Annotated in this window: 7 protein-coding genes; 1 reads left to right on the plus strand and 6 read right to left on the minus strand. The window is 68.6% G+C overall.

From position 1 onward, the window contains the following. The first annotated feature begins 22 nt into the window (after positions 1–22). Positions 23–2521 (plus strand): ATP-dependent helicase HrpB, encoded by a 2499-nt coding sequence (gene hrpB / locus AB0I12_RS04780; RefSeq protein ID WP_359924582.1) that lies wholly within the window; start codon positions 23–25, stop codon positions 2519–2521. 282 nt (positions 2522–2803) lie between these two features. On the opposite strand, the gene AB0I12_RS04785 is transcribed toward hrpB, so the two are convergent. The 6 genes from AB0I12_RS04785 to AB0I12_RS04810 all read right to left on the minus strand — a co-directional run bounded on the left by AB0I12_RS04785 (position 2804) and on the right by AB0I12_RS04810 (position 17252). Beyond that, positions 2804–3343: a hypothetical protein gene (locus AB0I12_RS04785; protein ID WP_359924585.1), complete on the minus strand. Its 540-nt coding sequence runs from the start codon at positions 3341–3343 to the stop codon at positions 2804–2806. A gap of 126 nt (positions 3344–3469) precedes the next feature. Continuing rightward, positions 3470–4441, minus strand: coding sequence for a helix-turn-helix domain-containing protein (locus AB0I12_RS04790; protein ID WP_359924587.1), 972 nt, complete (start codon positions 4439–4441; stop codon positions 3470–3472). A gap of 175 nt (positions 4442–4616) precedes the next feature. After that, complete coding sequence (locus AB0I12_RS04795) at positions 4617–5579, minus strand: TAXI family TRAP transporter solute-binding subunit (protein ID WP_359924590.1); 963 nt, start codon at positions 5577–5579, stop codon at positions 4617–4619. An 11-nt stretch (positions 5580–5590) separates the two neighbouring features. Continuing rightward, positions 5591–7612 carry a TRAP transporter fused permease subunit gene (locus AB0I12_RS04800; RefSeq protein ID WP_359924592.1) on the minus strand — a complete coding sequence of 674 codons (2022 nt, stop codon included), beginning with the start codon at positions 7610–7612 and terminating at the stop codon, positions 5591–5593. A gap of 153 nt (positions 7613–7765) precedes the next feature. After that, positions 7766–13921, minus strand: coding sequence for an RHS repeat-associated core domain-containing protein (locus AB0I12_RS04805; protein ID WP_359924595.1), 6156 nt, complete (start codon positions 13919–13921; stop codon positions 7766–7768). A gap of 52 nt (positions 13922–13973) precedes the next feature. Further along, positions 13974–17252 carry a LamG-like jellyroll fold domain-containing protein gene (locus AB0I12_RS04810; RefSeq protein ID WP_359924597.1) on the minus strand — a complete coding sequence of 1093 codons (3279 nt, stop codon included), beginning with the start codon at positions 17250–17252 and terminating at the stop codon, positions 13974–13976. Positions 17253–17486 lie beyond the last annotated feature (234 nt).

Genomic DNA, 17486 nt, shown 5'->3' on the forward strand with positions numbered 1-17486 from the left:
AGTGGTCCGATAGCGTCGGGGCGTGTTGCTGCCTGAATCGTCGGTGCCGGGGGCTGATCTGCCGGTCCGGGCGGTTCTGCCTGCCACGGTCGACGCAGTGCGTTCGCGCGGTACGGCGGTCCTGGTCGCGCCGCCCGGATCGGGTAAGACCTCGCTGCTGCCGCTGGCGTTGGGTGACGCCCTGGGCGGGAAGATCATCGTGGCCGAGCCGCGAAGGTTGGCGACCCGCGCGGCGGCGGCCCGGCTGGCGACGCTGGTCGGCGAGCCGCTCGGGCAACGGATCGGCTACGCGATGCGCGGCGAGCGCAGCGGCGGCCAAGAACCACGTGGACTACGTGTCGAGGTGGTGACGACGGGGCTCCTCGTACGGCGTCTGCAGCAGAACCCGGAGCTTCCGGGTGTCGCGGCGATCGTGATCGACGAGTGCCACGAGCGGCACCTCGATGCCGACCTGCTGCTGGCGTTCGGCGTCGACATCCGGGCGAACCTCCGGGAGGACCTGGCGATCGTTGCGACCTCCGCCACGCCGGACACGGTCAGGCTGAGTCGCGCACTGGGCACTGACGTTCCGGCGCCTGTGATCGCCGCGTCCGCCGCGCTGTACGACGTGGCTGTCGAGTGGGCGCCGCCACCGCTTCCCGTGCCGCTGCTTCCTGGCGGGCGGGTCGATCCGCGCCTGCTGGATCACGTCGCGGCCGTCGTCGAGCGTGCGTGGACCGAGAACGACGGCGACATCCTCGTGTTCGTCCCGGGGGAGGCCGAGATCAACGGGGTGACGCGCCGGTTGGCCGGCCGGAACGTCCTGCCGTTGTTCGGTCGCCAGTCCAGGGCCGAACAGGACCGCGCGCTGGCCCCGACCGCCACTCGCCGGATCGTGGTCACGACGTCGGTCGCGGAGAGTTCGCTGACCGTGCCCGGGATCAGGGTTGTGGTCGACTCGGGTCTTGCCCGGGAGCCGCGGACCGATCAGTCCCGGGGCCTCGGTGCGTTGGTCACCCGCCGGGTGTCGAGATCGTCGGCCGACCAGCGAGCGGGTCGCTCCGGGCGGGAGGGTCCTGGCCGGGTCTATCGATGCTGGTCCGCCGTCGACCACACGCATCTCGACGATCATCCGGCGCCGGAGATCGCGACCGCCGATCTGGCCGCCTTCGCTCTCGACCTCGCGGCCTGGGGTGCGCCTGCCGGCGACGGTCTGACCTTGCTCGAGGCGCCGCCGGCCGTGGCGATGACCGCGGCCACCGAACTGCTGCGCCGCCTCGACGCTGTCGACGACAGCGGCCGGATCACCGAACGGGGACGGCGAATGGCGGCGGTCGGGGCGCATCCCCGGTTGGCGCGTGCGCTGATCGACGGTACGCCGCGCATCGGCTCCGACCGGGCGCGGGAGATCGTCGCGATGCTCTCGGACGACTCCGGCCGCGACTTCGGCGACGATCTACCGGCCCGCTGGCGAGCACTCCGCCGCGGCGACGATCGCGGAGCCACGACCCGCTGGCGAGAGGAAACACGGCGCCTCGGCCGGGACTCATCGGGTGGTCCAACGGAGGCAGTGCCGGACGACCTTGCGGTGGGGGTTGTGGTGGGGCTGGCGTATCCGGACCGGATCGCGCGGGTCCGGGGAGCCGGCTCGGCGACGTACCAGATGTCCGGCGGTACGGGTGCGGCGCTCGATCCGCAGTCGCCGTTGCGGAGCACACCCTGGCTGGCGATCGCGGTGGCCGACCGGGCGCCGGGGCGCGCCGACGCCAGGATCCGTTCCGCGGCGCCGATCGACGAGCAGACCGCGCGAGACATCGCCGGCGAACTGGTCTCGACCACCGACCAGATCCGCTGGGACGACGGCCGGATCGTCACGCGGCGCGTCGAGACGCTCGGCGCGATCGTGCTCAACGACGTACCGCTGGCAAAGCCCGACCCACTGCTCGTGCAGGCGGCCGTCCGCGACGGTATCCGGCGCAGCGGTCTGTCCGTACTGCGTTGGTCGGACGCCGCTCTCGCCTTGCGGCAGCGGCTCGCGTTCTGCCACGCCCACCTCGGAGCTCCGTGGCCCGCGGTCGACGACGAAGCTTTGCTGGCCGATCTCGACGAATGGCTGGGTACCGAGCTCGCCACGGTCCGCAATCTTGCCCAGATCGACGTGACCTCGGCGCTCCGGCGACTACTGCCCTGGCCGGCAGCAGCCCGGTTCGACGAACTCGCCCCGGAACGGCTCCAGGTCCCATCAGGCTCACACGTCCGCCTCGAGTACGACGGCGCCGAGCCGCCGGTCCTCGCCGTGAAGCTGCAGGAAGTCTTCGGCTGGACCACCACACCGCTCGTCGCCGACGGCCGCGTCCCGGTCGTCCTGCACCTACTGTCTCCCGCACGACGCCCGGTCGCGATCACCAGCGACCTCACCTCCTTCTGGAAGCAGGGCTACCCCCAGGTCCGGGCAGACCTCCGAGCCCGCTACCCCCGCCACCCCTGGCCCGAAGACCCCCTGACCGCCACCCCAACCAACAGGCCGAAACCCCGCCGGTAAACCGAGCGGGGAAGGAAATGGCTCCGAGACCTGGTGAGCTCTCGGAGCCGTCTGGGTGGACCTGGGACTCAGCTGAGGACAGGCGGGACTGCCTCGCCGCCGTACCAACTTCTGGTGGAGGCGTGCAGGAGGATTTCAGCCCGCGTCATTGGGCGGCGGGCCAGCTGGTTCAGTTGTTATCGGCGGCGGTCGACGCGGCGCGCTGTGCGGCGGGCTGTCCGTCGGGCCACCCTGCGGGAGCCGAACATGGTCACCTCCAAGGTCGTGTTCGGGGCGGCGGTGTCACTTGGCCGACGCGGCCTTCTCCATCTCGTGCAGTTCCTTGGCTTCGGCGGCGTCGAGCAAGCCGATGCCGACCAGGTCGAGTGGGCTGATGAATCCGTCGGCCAGCCGGAAGCCGCCGGCTCGTGCGACCGCGTCGCGCAGCGGGACGGCCCAGTGGTGCTCGATCAGCAGCAGTGCGGCGGCAGAGTCGTTCGGGATGTCCTCGAGAACGTCCCATTCCTCGCCGTCGAAGACCTGCATCCCGTCGGCGGCGGCCTCGGCCCCCAGCTCGGCGCCCTCCTCCATGCCTTCCTCACCTTCGATGCCGAGGCCGATCAGGGCGCCGATCTTCGTGCCCAGCTCGACAGCTTCGTCCAGGGTGAGGTTGCTCAGATGGGCGACCTCGATCTCGCCTGCTGCGTCCTTGTGGACGGCCAGCGCGTCGATCACCTTGATGGTGTCGCTGGCGCGCAACCGTTCGAGTTCGTCGATGACCTCTCCGTGAAAGTTCGGGTGGTTGAACCCGAGAACGATCAACTGCACCGGTCCGATGGCCATACCCGTTCCCCCTTCCGTGCCGGGCGACCGCTCCTCAGCCAGCCCCGAACCATCCTCGTCGCCGCCCCCTCCGGCGGCATCACCCGCAGCGGATAGCTCGGCAGGTCGGCTGCGCCACCATCGTGCCTACCTGAGTGGCTGCAAGTCGCGCGAGCCGGACCCGCTGGAGAGCTTGATGGGCTTCCCGGCGCCGTTCCCCGCGGTCGTGTTGCAGGCGTCTCGCAGGTATTGCGCTCTGAATTCCCGGGGGCTCATGCCGTAGCGCTGACGGAATGCGGCACTCAGGACGCTGTTGGAGGAGAAGCCGCAGCTGTGGGCGAGCTCGCCGATGACGATGTGAACAGGGCTGCGCAGGCGTTCGTGCACCAGCGCGAGTCGTTCTTCCCGGATCAGTTCCCGGGGCGTCGTACCTGCCTGTTGCATGGCCAGCTGAACCTGCCGCAGCGACCAGCCCAGGGCACGTGCCACCGTGGCGCCGGTCAGGTCCGGATCGGTGGCGTGCTCTCGCACGTAGCGTCTGATCATCGCCTCGACCTCACCCAGGCCGCCCTCGGTGTCCGGTCGGTCGTCACCGACGGCGAGCATGCACAGCAGGTCGACCAGCCGATCGCAGACCGCGTCGAATTCGGCTGCTGACAGATGTGCCCGCTGAGCGAACAGTTCACCCAGCATGCCGACGAGGACCCGGCCCAGGCCGCGGTTGGTGTCCAGAATCCGGGCTGCCGACCGGCGCGCCCCGGGGCGCAGGCGGTTGTCCAGCTCCGCCCCGGGGATCGTCAGCAGCGCGATGTCGGCGTGGTCGAGCTTCGCCTCGAACGGCGAAGTCGACGACGCCAGGAACGCCGCACCTGGGCCGACGCGAAACTGCTGGTCATCTTGGCTGACCAGCAGTTGACCGCGGATCGTCAGCATGAGGGTGCGGATGTCGTGCGGATCCTCGGACGCCATGGCGGCGGTCCGATGTCCTTGCGCACAGTCGGCCGACGCCCGGCCGAGCGTGTAGGCGACCGTGCCGATGCGAAGCAGCCGGCCCCGGAAGGTCCCTGGCGAACAAGTCGGATCCACCCGGTAGCGGGTTGCCGCACTGATGACGCTCATCCAGTACTCGACCCGTTCCGGCGGTCTGACGTCGTCCGTCGACCACGAGTCGATCGAACAGGACGAACCCGGGGTACCACGCCTGCAGATCGCGGTTGACATAGGGGCCTCACTTGTCCGGCGCATAGAGCCTTGGGCGGTTACTTCTAACGGCTCGTCAATCGACGGTGGGCACTCAGTCCAGTGCGTCGATGGCCTTCTTCGCGGCCGGGTGCAACGGCACCGGGTCGGTCATTGCGGCGTTCTTGAGGTCTATTCCCTTGGCCGCGGGATTGACCTGGACGAGGGCTTCTTTGTTCTGGAGGAGCAGGCTGGTGAGTTTCTCGGCCAGGGCGTCGGGCATGTCCTTACGCACGAGCAGCAGGTTCGGCACGATGATCGTCTGGGTGTCGGTCGGCTGCTTGTACGCCGCGGCCGGGATCACGCCCGCGGCGTACACCTTGCCGTGCTCCTTCTGCAGGGCGGGCAGCACGTCGTCGAGAGGGATGAAGCGCACCTTGGCGCCCATCGACGTGGTGAGGTCGGTGATGCCGCTGGTGGGCAGTCCGCCGGACCAGACCAAGGCGTCGATCTGTCCGCTCTTCATCGCGTCCACCGACTCGGGCAGGCCGAGCCGCTGGGCCGTGACGTCCTTGACCGGGTCGACGCCGGCGGCGGTGAGCAGGCGCCGCGCGATCACCTCGGTGCCGGAGTTCGGCGAGCCGGTGGAGATCCGCTTGCCCTTCAGATCGGCCATCTTCGTGATGCCGGACGCCGCCCGCACGACGACCTGGGTGTAGTTCGAGTACAGCCTGCTCAGCGCGACGACGTCCTGCGGCGCGGTGAAGCTGCTCTTGCCCTCGACCGCGTCGGCGGCGGTGTCGGCCAGGGAGAAGGCGATGTCGTAGTTCCCGGCGGTCAGTCCTTGGATGTTCTGCACGGAGGCGCCGGTCTCGCTGGCGGTGGCGCGGTAACCGTCGAGGTTGTCCGAGATCAGTGAGGCCAGGGCACCGCCGAGCTGGTAGTACACGCCGGTGGTGTTGCCGGTGGCGATGGTGAGGCGACCACCTCCCGCGCCGTCACCGGGCTCGGGCTTGCGTTGCCCGCCGCAGGCGGCCATCGAGACCGTCAACGCGAGTGCGACCACCAGAGTGGACAAAGAACGGATTCTCATGTGGGTAACGGCCCTTCCGTGGTGTTCCGCAGGCGTTGACGCCGTGCGAGGTTGATGACGACGGCGATCCCGAGGAGCCCCAGGCCGACGCCGATCGTGGTGGGTGCGAGATACAGCAACAGCAACGCGGCAGGAAAGCAGAGGACACGCTCCAGCCAGCCGGTCCGGACGGCGATCCATCCGCCGGTGACCACCGCCAGTGCCGCGACGGCGAGTGCCGAGACCACCAGCGTCCACGCCGCACCTCCCAGACCCTCGAGGCCCAGCAGGTTGGCCCCGTTCGGCGTCAGCACGAAGGCGAAGGGCACCAGGAACGCAGGCAGCGTGTACTTCCACGCCTGCCACATCGTCGGGATCGCCCGCCCGCCGGTGATCGCGGCGGTCGCGACGGCAGCCAGAGCGGTGGGCGGCGAGACCTCCGACAGGACGGCGTAGTAGAAGATGAACATGTACGCCTCGGCCGGGGCCACGCCGAGCTGGAACAGGGCGGGCGCGATCACCACAGCGGCGATGATGAACGATGCGGTGACGGGCACCGCCAACCCGAGGACCATGACCGCGAACGCTGACAGCGTGACGGTCATGATCAGCACCACGGTGTGGTTCTCGGAGATCGCGGAGGCCGCGGACACGATGATCTCGGCCAGGTTCAGGCCGAGCCCGGTCTGGGTGACGACGGCGACGATGATGCCGGCTACGGCGCAGGTCGCCACGACGGGTAGGACCGAGCGGGTGCCCTGCGCGAGCGCCAGGCCGAGCCGGCGTGGCGTCAACCGGTGCTCACGGTCCAGGAACGACAGCCCGATCTGCAGCAACGTCGCGTAGACGACGGCTTTGAACGGCGGAATGTCCATCGCCATGAAGCCGATGATCAGGAACAGCGACACGAAGTGGTATCCGAACCGCAGCAGCAGCCGGCGTGCCGACCGGGTCGACGGCTCGGCCGCGTCCGTGCCGTGCCGCCGGGCGTCCATCTCGATCGCCAGCAAGATGCCGAGGTAATACAGAACGGTCGGGACCGTCGCGTAGCCGAGGACCACGAGATAGCTGACCTGGAGATACTCGGCGATGATGAACGCCGCCGCGCCGAGCGTGGGCGGAGACAGGATCGCCCCGATGCCGGCCGCTGCCAGCATGCCTCCCGCCGGCTCGGGCGGATATCCGGCGCGGCGCAGGATCGGCCAGGCGACCGTACCCAGCGACACCGCCGTCGCCGTACCGGAACCCGACACCGTGCCCAGCAAGAAACCCGCCAGTGTGACGGTCCGCCCAGGCGCCGTGCGGCTGCGTTTGAACGCCGCGAACGACACGTCGATGAAGAACTTCCCCGCACCCGAGGCGTCCAGCACAGCGCCATAGATCGTGAACAGGACGATGTAACTCGCCGCCACTGCCAACGGCGTCCCGTAAAAGCCCGCCGTACCCATGAACAACTGCGCCACGATCGCCGAGAAGTCGAAACCCTGATGCGCCAAGGACCACGTGTACGGCAAATAGCCGCCGTAATAGGCGTATCCGATGAACAACAGGCTCACCACCGGCAGAACCCAGCCCGTCGTACGCCGGCAGGCCTCCAGCGCCAGCACCAGCAGCAACGACCCCGCCAGCAGATCGAGCTGGGTGGGAGCCTGCCGCCGCTCCAGGAACGCGTCGAAGTCCAGCAGCGGATACAGCGAGACCACCAGTGCAACCGACGCCAGAATCCAGTCCGTCGCCGGCGGGTCGTCGCGGCGCTGATCTCCGCGGAACGGGTTCAGGAACGCCGGCACACGCCAACCGCGGTAGCACAGCAGCGCACCCGGCAACACCGCGGCAAGAAACAGCATCAGGTAGAACTGCGTCCCGGCGGGAATCGGAAAGAATACCTGCACCAGAACGCCGACACTGATCAATGCGCAGGCCGCCGAGATAGCGCGGTCCAGGACCGGACTCAGCCTCCGCGCCGGCCTTTCCTGCTCGAAAGCAGCCAATTCCTCTGCGCTCGGGCCGGCCCCAACCGAATCGACAGCGACAGTCATTTAGTGCTCGTTATCATAAGGGGCCTCCTGCGAATTGAAGATCTTCCGCAAACGATCCTCAATTCACAGGAGGCCCACAACCCCCACTCCCGCATCCTTACGTCGCCTTAAGAAGAATCCCTGGACAAGGCGGTGCGGAACTCGTGTCCGTGCTCAGCAGATACTGAAGATGTTGTGGCCCCAGGCCTTCCACGAGACCACGCACTTCGTCTTCTGCTTGGGCTTGTCGTTGCGATGTGGAGAGCGGGTGTCCCCGCCGAGCATGTCGTAGAGGAGCCACAGGCCGAGGCCTCGCCTGAAGGCCCTTCCATCGGCTTTGAACTCGCCCTTGACCTTGCCGAGTTGCCCCCGCGGGGTGACGCCGCCCTTCTTCCAGATCTCGCCGACCCGGTAGAGGGTCCAGGTTCCACGGGCGTAGACGTACCACTTGACGGCATGCCACTGGCCACCGTCGGACTCACCCTTCGCGAGCGCCGAGCCGAGGACGGCGCAGGTGTTCGCCGGGGTGCCCCGGATGAACCGGCAGACCGCGAAGCCGGCGCCGGCCACCTTCACCTGCGCCCAGGCCTCGCCGCCGAGGATGGAGTTCCCGGCCTTCTTGGGCCGGTGTTTCGCCTTGCGGTGTTCCTTCTTCTTGGGCTTCTTGGCAGCCTTCTTGGCCTTCTTCTTCTTGAGCTTGGCCGCTTTCTCACGCGCCTTCTTGGCCGCGGCCTTCTTGGCGGCCCGCTTGGCCGCCGCGATCTTCTCCTTCTTCTTCTTCGCGAGGTAGCGCTGGTAGTCGCAGCCATCGCAGTAGTGGCGGGAGGCGGCACTCTTGGTGGCCTTCTTGTGCTTCTTGGCCTTCTTCTTTTTCTTGGGCGCGTGGTTGTAGCCGCCGCAGCCGTCGCAGTAGTGGCCGCCGGGCAGGACGCGCCATTGGCCGTCGGCGTCGCTGGCCGTGATCGGGGTGTTGTCGGCGTACGCGTAGCCGTTGAGCTGTTGCGGGTTGTCGAAGTCGGCGACCGGGTCGGTGGAGATGAAGCGTCCGCGGGCGGAGTCGTACTCGCGAGCGCCGAGATGGGTGAGTCCGGTGGGGTCGTCGACGCCGTCGACGTAGCCGTGTTCGTCGGGCCAGGTCGCGGGTTTGGTGCCGCGGTCGACGCCGAACGGGGTGAAGCGGCGCTGCTCCTGGCTGAGGTCGGTGGCGTTGACCGAAAGGGTGTTGGTGCCGTTGTGGTCGGCAACGGTGAAGGTCAGACCCGACTTGTTGCGGACGGCGCTGGTGCTGCCGAGGTCGTAGTAGCGAGTGGGTGTCACCGTCCCGGTGGGGCTGAGGTGGAGTTCGGTGTTGTCGAGGTACAGGGTGGTGCCGTCGGTGTCGCGGGCGATGAGCCGCTCACCGTCGGCGTCGTACAGGTAGCTGGTCACCTTGCCGTTCTCGGTGAGGGTGGCCAGACTGCCTTCCGCGTCCCAGGTGAGGGTCTGGGCCTTCCCGGCGACGTTGCGGGCGGTGGTGTTGCCCGCGGCATCGTAGGTGAAGGTGTCGTTCCGAGTACCGGTGGCGACGCCGCCCAGCGCGTGCGGCCGGGGCCCTCCGGCGGCGGAGTAGGTGTAATTGGATGTGGTGGCGGCACCGGTGACCGGGTCGTGGTTGGTCTCGCTGAGCCGGTTGCCGGTCTTGTCGTAGCTCCAGCCCTGCCAGTACGGCGCGGGCCCGGCAAGTGCGCCGGCGCCGGGCTGGGTGGCGCAGTCGGCGGCAGGGGTCCACGCCTCGGTGAGTCGGCGCAGGTAGTCGTAGCTGAAGCACTGGACATCACTTACGCCGTCTTGCGGTGTGTCGGCGATCTTGGTGATGTTGCCGGCCGGGTCGTAGGTGTACTTCACGTCCGCCAGGTGTTCGGGGGCAGTGGAGCGGTCGACCAGGACGCGATCCAGGTTCCGGGTCGCATCGTCGTAGAACGCGGTGTGGACCACCTGCTTGCCGGCCGATGCGGACAGGGTCGACTGGGCGACCTCGTCGTACGGCGTGTAGGTCGCCGCGGTCAGCATCGTGCCGAGACCACTGCCCGCCGTCTGCAACCGGCCGGCCGCGTCGTAGCCGTACCGCAGCGTCTCCGCCGCGAGCCCACCCGCTGCCGGGTACGACACCAGTGACGGCAGCCCGGTGGCGGTGTAGCCGGTGTTGGCCTTGTACGACCCGGCCAACGCGCCCTCGGACGCGGGAATCGTGACCGTGCTGGTCAGCGGCCGGTACCGGATGTCGTAGGCGTCGACCGACTTGGTGTAGGCGTTGCCGTTCACGAAGCGGGTCGAGGTCGCGAGCATGCCCTTGACACTGGTGCCCGAGGCGAGTGTGTCGTAGGTCCACTGAGCGCGCTTGGTGCCCGACGTGGACCCGTCGTACATGCCGGTACGGCGTCCCAGGCCGTCGTACGTATAAGCGAGGGTGGTGCCGCGCGCGTCGGTGCTGGTGAGGATCTGGCCGGCGTTGTCGTAGGTGAAACTGCTCGTCCCGGTGTCGGGGTCTTCGCGTTGCGTGACCCGGCCGCGCAGGTCATAGGTGGTGTCCCAGGTGTTGCCCGCCGGGTCGGTCGTGCCCACCACGTCGCCGCGGTTGTTGTAGGTGTACGTCGTGGCGTCGTACGAACCGGTCGGCGAGCCGCCGGTGTACTGGCGCAGCTCGACCACCGCGTCGTCGGCATCGGTGATGGACGTGGTGGCCGTATCGCCGTCCGGCGGGTCCACGCTGATCCGGTCTCCGCCGTACGTGGTGGTGGTGCGCCATTTCTCGAACCCGTGCGAGCGGAAGATCTCCACCGTTTCGCGTTCCGCGCCGTCGTAGACGGTCACGTCCTGGCCGGGTACGGCCGCATCGGTCACTCCGGTCAGCAACGTCGTACCGGCGGTGCCGCTGTTCCAGTACGAGCCGTTGGACTTCACCTCGAGCCCGCGTGAGTCGTAGAACTTGTCGGTCACGACCCGGCCGCCGTCAGCTGCGGGATCCTGCGTCTGCCGTTCGCGCAACTGCCCGTCGTACAGGTCGTAGCTGGCCTCGTACGTGCCGTCGTCGCGAACCTCCTCGGTGGTGATCACCGACGGCGCGTCCTGGCGGATCAGGTAGGAGTACTTGGTGTTCGGGGTCTTCCCGGCCGCCTTCGACCGGTCCGGCAGCCAGACCGCGGTGATCCGGCCGAGCGGGTCCCGCGTGGTGTCGGTACGCCGCCCGTTCTGGTCGACCTCGGCGACCGACTCACCGAACGCCGGCTCGACGGTCGTCGTGGTCACATACCCGGCCGGGTTGGTGACGGTGATATCGGTGACGGCCGCGCCACTGGCCGGGGTATAAGTGGCCGACGACTTGCGGTCCAGCTGGTCGTACGTCTCGATCGGCCGGCCGTAGGTGTCGTAGACCGTGCGTCCTTCCTGGGTGTAGACCGGCGTGGTGCCCGAGTAGGAGGCGAGTTCCTTGCTGAGGGTCTCGTTGCCCTTGGTCGGCGCCGCACCCAGAGTGGTGGATCCGTCGTAGTAGGTCAGGTCATCCGACTCCGCGTCGGCCGGGTAGGACGGTGTCACGGTGCAGGCCACGGACACGGTCTGCTCGCGGGCCTCGAAGTCGATCAGGTACGACGCGGTGTTGCGGGCGTACGTGGTGCGGGTGCATTCCTCGTCGCCGGTCTTGGCGGTGTCGCCGAGGTCGTTCTCCTCGACCTCGAGTCCGTAGGAGTCGTAGGTGGTGCGGGTCTCGGTGTTGCGCCATCCTCCGGACGACAGCGCCTCGCGGGACCGTTCGGCGACCTCGTTGACCATGTAGGCCTTGAGCGTGCCGTTGCGGGTCACCTGGGTGGCAGTGGGGGAGGAGATCAACGGATCGGTGATCGCGCCCTCCAGTACGCTGCCGCCTGCCTCGGTGTAGGTGAGCGACTCGCGTTCGAACCCGGCCAGCGCGGGATGATCGGTGATCGTGCCGCCGAGGGAGTCGGTGATTGTCACCGACCGGGTGCCGCCGTTCGGGAGCTTGTCGCCGTCCATGCCGCGCAGGTACAGGCTTTCTTCCTGGGAGCGGGTCTCGCCGGGGTTGCCGTGGAGCTCGCGCACCCGGCCGTAGCCGCGCCACTGTCCCCAGGTGCGGTACTTCAGCGGCGTCAACTCGTTGTCGTCGTAGTGCCACGCGCCGCCGCCGACGTACTCGTAGTCGGTGCGCTCGATCCCGGCCACGCCGGACTGGTCGTCCTCCAGCACCGTGACCGGCACGTACTTGTGGAACCAGTCCTGCGTCAACGACTCCGACCCGTCGGCCTGCCAGTACTGCGGGAAGCATCGCTTGGTGTTCTGGTCCGGAGCCGGCAACGAACCCGCCGTACATTCCGGCGCCGAGTAGTTCACGTGGGTGTGTCCGCCGGCCTCGTCGTACACGTCGGTCAGCCGCCACTTGTACATCGGCGGAATCCCCTCCGCGGCGTCCACCCGGTTTGCCAGCTGCACACCCTGGAACGACACCGAAGGAAGCGATGCGGTCCCGCCGACCTTGCCGGTCGCGGTGATCGACGCCAGCCACAACGCGGGCGATGTTCCGTCACCGGGGTCACGGAACTCGTAGCCCAACGCCCACGACGTCGCGTCCCGGTAGGTCGTCCCGGACACCCAGAGCTGGGTCGTCACCGTCGCCAACCGCTTGCGCGTCCAGAACGTCGGCGAATACAACCCCGTGCACGACTTACCCGCCGAACAGTTCTGGTCGTACGGCACGTCCGGCCAGTTCGCGGCATTGGCCGACGTGATGTCGCCGGTGCCGCAGGTCGCACCCGCCGCGCAGCGCTCGTCCACCGTGAACGACACCCGCATCGGAGCCGGCGCCGAGTACATCGACGTGGACCGCTGGCCGTAGTCGATCCGCTTCAGGTACCCGCCGCGCACGTACTGGGTGCCCGCGGTCGCGGTGAGGTTCCGGCCGTAGTAGTTCGTCTCGCTGCCGTAGAAGTACGACATCGCGTTGCCGTTCGGGTCGACCACGTAGTCCAGGTTCCAGCGCCACGCCTGCGTGCAGTACGACGCCGCGAACGACGCCCCGTGGCACGGCTCGCCCGTGTCGTTGCCGAACACCGGCGCCGTCCAGACCGAACCGGTCTCCTCGTTACCTGTGGCCCACCCCGGCAGCCGGTTCAGCCCGAAGTAGTACTGCGTCCCGTCCAGCGACGTCAGCCGCCAGTGCTCGCCGTCGTTGTCGCCGTTCGCTCCACCGGTCAACCGCTCCAGCCGCGAGCCGTCGTCGTCCCGCAGCTTCCAGGTACCGGTCGCGTCGTCACGGACCAGTTCGGACGCGGTCCCACCCAGCACGAGATACGCGTTGTCGGTCTCCCAGCACAGGTCCTGCGGCTTCGGTGTCGTCGAAATCTCATCCGAGCACGATGTGTACCGCCGCTCGACGAACCCCTCGTCCAGGCCCCAGCCTTCTCCGACCCACGACGACTGGTTGTTCGTCGACGCGACCCGGCCGTCGATGTCACCCGACGAATAGCCGAGATCCAGGTCCGGTTCCGGGCCGCCGAAACTGTCGGGGCTGTCCATCGAGTAACCCCACGAGAACGCACCCGACGAGCCGCCCGCGTTCCACGACGCCGACGCCGACAACGCGGTCGGCTTGTAGCTACCCGCGCTGCCCGCCGGCGCCGACGTCAACGCCAGCACTGTCGACTCACTCGACGCGGCGACCTCGGTGGCGATCCGGTTGTCGCCGGTGAGACTGGACTTCAGCACCTGCTCGTCCGAGCACCCGGCCTTGTCCGGTGTGGTCAGCGCACACGCCGGCAGCCGTACGAGCCGCAGCCGGCTTGCCCAGTCACCGCCGTACGCCGAACGGAACGCCGAGTAGTCCACCTCGACCTTCACCTGGCCGCTGCTCGCAACCCGGTCGGTGCGACCGACGCTGAAGAGCATCCCCGAAGCGCCCACCTTTTCGGCGGCCGAACGGTCGTGGACCTGAACGCGGACCCGGTTCACGGGCGTCGACGCAGCGCCCTGAATCCGCCCTGCGCCGACCCGAACCGGCAACCGGCCGGCCTGCGTCGTGGTGCCGTCGCGGGGGAGCGACACGTCCGCCTCACCCGCCTCCGGTCGACTGACCTGTGGAGGTTGGTGCAGCACGGACGCTGCCTTCGGATCGGCCGGACGCGACCTCGGCGCGGAATCGTGCCCAGGCACCGAGAACTCGGTCTGCGCCGCGGGCCGCCACGCATTCGACGTACCGACATCGGCCTGCGCGGCGTGTATGTCGACCAGGCAGGTGGCCGCGAGCGCGACGGCCGTGACTATTCCGGTGAACGGCACCAGCATGGCGCCACTCCTTTCATGGGGCGGGGCGGAACTGTGCCCACGGTCGGGCGGGTCACTGCTGGGACGGCAAGTACAGGTCGGCGATCTGCTGATCCGAGAGCACGCCGGCATACATCTGAACGTCGTCGATCGCGCCGGTGAAGAAGCCACCGAGGCCGGCCGCCGACGTCCACCCCGCTCCGAAGCGGGCCGCCCCGGTCGCGTTCCACGCGCTGCGGTGATACGTCTCGGCCACGAACTGGCCGCCGACGTACAGCCGCAGCGTCTGAGCCTTCGCGTCGTACACCCCCGCGACGTGTGTCCACCCGCCGGCCACCGGCTCGTCGAACGGGCCGACCGCCGTGTGCACCTCCGCCACCGCCGAGTCCGCGACCGGCATCGCCATCGACCAGCGGTAACCGCCGTACATGTCGTCCCAGGCGTATCCGAGGCTGAAACCGCTCACCTGCGAGCCGTCCTGACTGATCACGACTTCGTTCTTGCCGACCGCGGTCGGCTTCACCCAGGCGGCGACCGTGAAGCTGCCGTCGGTGCGGACCGCCGGTCCTGACGCCGTCAGCACACCGGTGGTGCCGTTCAGCTGCACCGCGTTGCCGGTCTTGCCGGCCACGCGTGTCACACCGCCGGCCGACCAACTGGCCGGATGCGCCCCGCCGGTGTCCCCGGCCGTCGTGCCGGAGCTCTCGTCCATCAGCCACTGACCGTCGCGCCGGGCCACCTGCTGGATCTCGCCCGGCAGCAGCACCCGGTTGTAGACCTGCAGTTGGTCCACGTCACCCGGCCAGTACTCGCCGTAGACGCCGTTGACCTTCGACCGCCCGATCTGGAACGAGCCGGCCGCGCTCCACGGCGTGGTGTACGCCGTGGTGGCCTCGAGGACACCGTTCACGTAAAGCCGGATCTGGGCGTTCGGCGCGTCGTACACACCGGTCAGGTGGACCCACCTGCCGTCCGCCGCGGGCACCGTCGTGGAGATCGCCCGGATGTACGTCGGCGAGGCGACGTCGGCCGAGGTGCGGTTGAAGATCCACCGCCGGTACGAGCTCGAGTAGTACAACGTGAAGGCTCCGGCCTGGTTCCCGACCTGGGTGGCGATCACCGCGTTGCGCGACGTGTCGGTCAGCCGCACCCAGCCCGATACGGACAACGAGTCCAGCGTGTTGACCACCGCCCCGCTCGTCGCCGCGTACCCCGTGGTGCCGTTGAGCGTCAGGGCACCGCCTTGCCTGCCGTCGCCCCAGGACGCGCCGCCACCCAGGGAGGCGCTGTGCCCTCCCGGCGCGGAGTCGACCGCCACCGTGCCGTCACCGGTCTCGTCCAGCCCCCAGTCCGCGACCGGGCCGGGCGCCGGGCCCGCGTAGAACACCGCCGTCACCACCGCGGAACGGTTGCCCCCGGCATCGACCGAGCGGACGTGCACCCAGTTCACGTACCGATCCGGCACGACCGAGACCGTCGCCTCGCCACCCGGCGCCGGCGGCGTCGCGGTCAGGTTCAGCGCGGTCGAGGTCCCGTTCAGGGCGTACTCGTACCTGACGACATCGGACTCGCCGTTCGCGCCGAACGTCACCGGCAGGCTCGTCCCCATCACCGCGTCGCCGGCCCCGTTGTCCGGGAACCCCGACGACGCCGCCGTCGGCGCCTCAGGAACCGTGGCGTCCACCGCGAACTCACACCACGGACTCCACGCGCTGACGTCGATGCCGTCCTCGGCCCGTACCCGCCACTTGCCGACCGCACCGTTGCCGAAGGCGCCCGACGGAACAGTGGTCGCCACGACCGTCGGCGTTGCGCCCGCGACGGTCGGCGAGACGTACTCCCCGACAGGGGCCGAACCGTCGACCGTCCACCACTCGAAGTGCGCTTGGACCGAGTTGTCAGCGTCCTGGAGAGTCGCTCGAAGCGTCGGCGTCACCGTGGACACGACCAGCCGATCGGCGCCCGTCACGCACGACGCCGAGCCTTCGGTGGTGAGGTTGGCCGGGTTGTCGGGAATCGTGTTGTAGTCGATGGTGATGCTCGGGTTGTTGGCGAACTTCTTCCACGAGTACGAATCGTTGTGGCTCTCCGCCCACGTCGACGCCCGAAGTCCCTGCGTGACGTTGGACCAGCCGTTGGCCGCGGCGTTGGTGACCTGGCTGGTCACGTTGAACTCCACCCCGCCGGCCGGGCAACTGGACGACGAGAAGCCCTTCGCGAAGCTCTTCTTCTCCATCTGGTACGCCCAGGTCGGCTGGTTCTTCCAGGTCGTCGCCGAGGAGATCGGGTTGGTCGCCCAGACCTGCACCTCGCGCACCGTGCAGGACCACGACCAGTTCGCGGAGGTCTGCAGCGTGGCCTTGAGGATGTGCTTGTACTTCACGCCGCTGGTGTCGAACTGGAAGAACGAGCGGGTGCGCTTGTTGTCCGTGCTGTCGTAGCCCACCCGGGCGACCTTCTCCGAAGTGCCGAGGTTCGCGCCGTTGTAGAACGACGTGGTCGGGTAGTTGCTCCACACCTGGGTCCAGGCCTGCTTGATGCCGGACCACGACGGGTCGATGTAGACCGGGAACCGGGTGGTCTTGGCGGTCAGCAACGCCCGATCCGGCACCAGTGACAGCTGATCCCCGGCCACCCGGGCGCCAACTTTCGTGACCCGGCCACCGGGCTGTACGGCGGACCCGTGACCGGAGGAATCCCACATGTACGGCGCGGGTCCGCTGAACACGACCTCGCCGGCCGGACCCGTCGCGGTCAGGCCGGCCGCCGTGGCATGCACCGTCAAACCCTTGGCGGTCAGGCGATACGGCAACGATCCGAGCGCCGGGTTCGCCGCGGCCGCCGCGTTCTTGACCACCAGGATCTGGGACAGACCGGCAGTCGACGCAGTGAGGACGAGGTCGACACCGGGAAAGACCTCCTGGTACGTCGCGGTGTCGCCGGACAGCACCGGCTGGGGGAGTTTGCCCGGCCAGCCGACAGCCAGCTCACGGCCGTCCCGGCGAAGCCGCACCAGAGGCGTCTCGCCGCCCCCGGAGAACGCCAGATCGAGCGGGCCGGCGACCGGCGCCACCGTTCCGTCCGCTCCGGCTCGCAACGTCATGTCCACCGGCACCCACCCGGACGACCCGCGGACCCGGACCGGCAACGCCGACTCGTGCCGGGTGTACGAACCGTCCGGATTGGCGAACACCTGCCCTGTCTCGGTGGTCAGGGTGCCGACTTCGACCTGGCGTCCTGTCCTGGCGGCGACGTCCCGTGCCTGTGCTTCGCCCAACACCGTCGAGGCAGCAGCCGGCGTCGACGCGATGACGACCAGCAAACTTCCGAGGAGGGCGAGGACACTGCTCATCGCCACCGCCAACCAACCGGCCTTACGCGGGCGTTGAAGAATACGAGACGGCATGACGGCCTCCACGGGGCGACGAAGGAAGAACTGAGTCCTCCGTGTCAAGGAACACGGCCCGGCACTGTCGCGTCCACGAGGTCCCCCACGATCCTGCGCGTATCGACAACAGACGTGCGCGTGTCGACCGGCACCCGGTCCAGAGGTGGTTCTCAAGGCCACGTAAGGATTCGGCGCCCG

It is taken from the genome of Kribbella sp. NPDC050459 (assembly GCF_040655315.1).
Lineage (GTDB): Bacteria > Actinomycetota > Actinomycetes > Propionibacteriales > Kribbellaceae > Kribbella.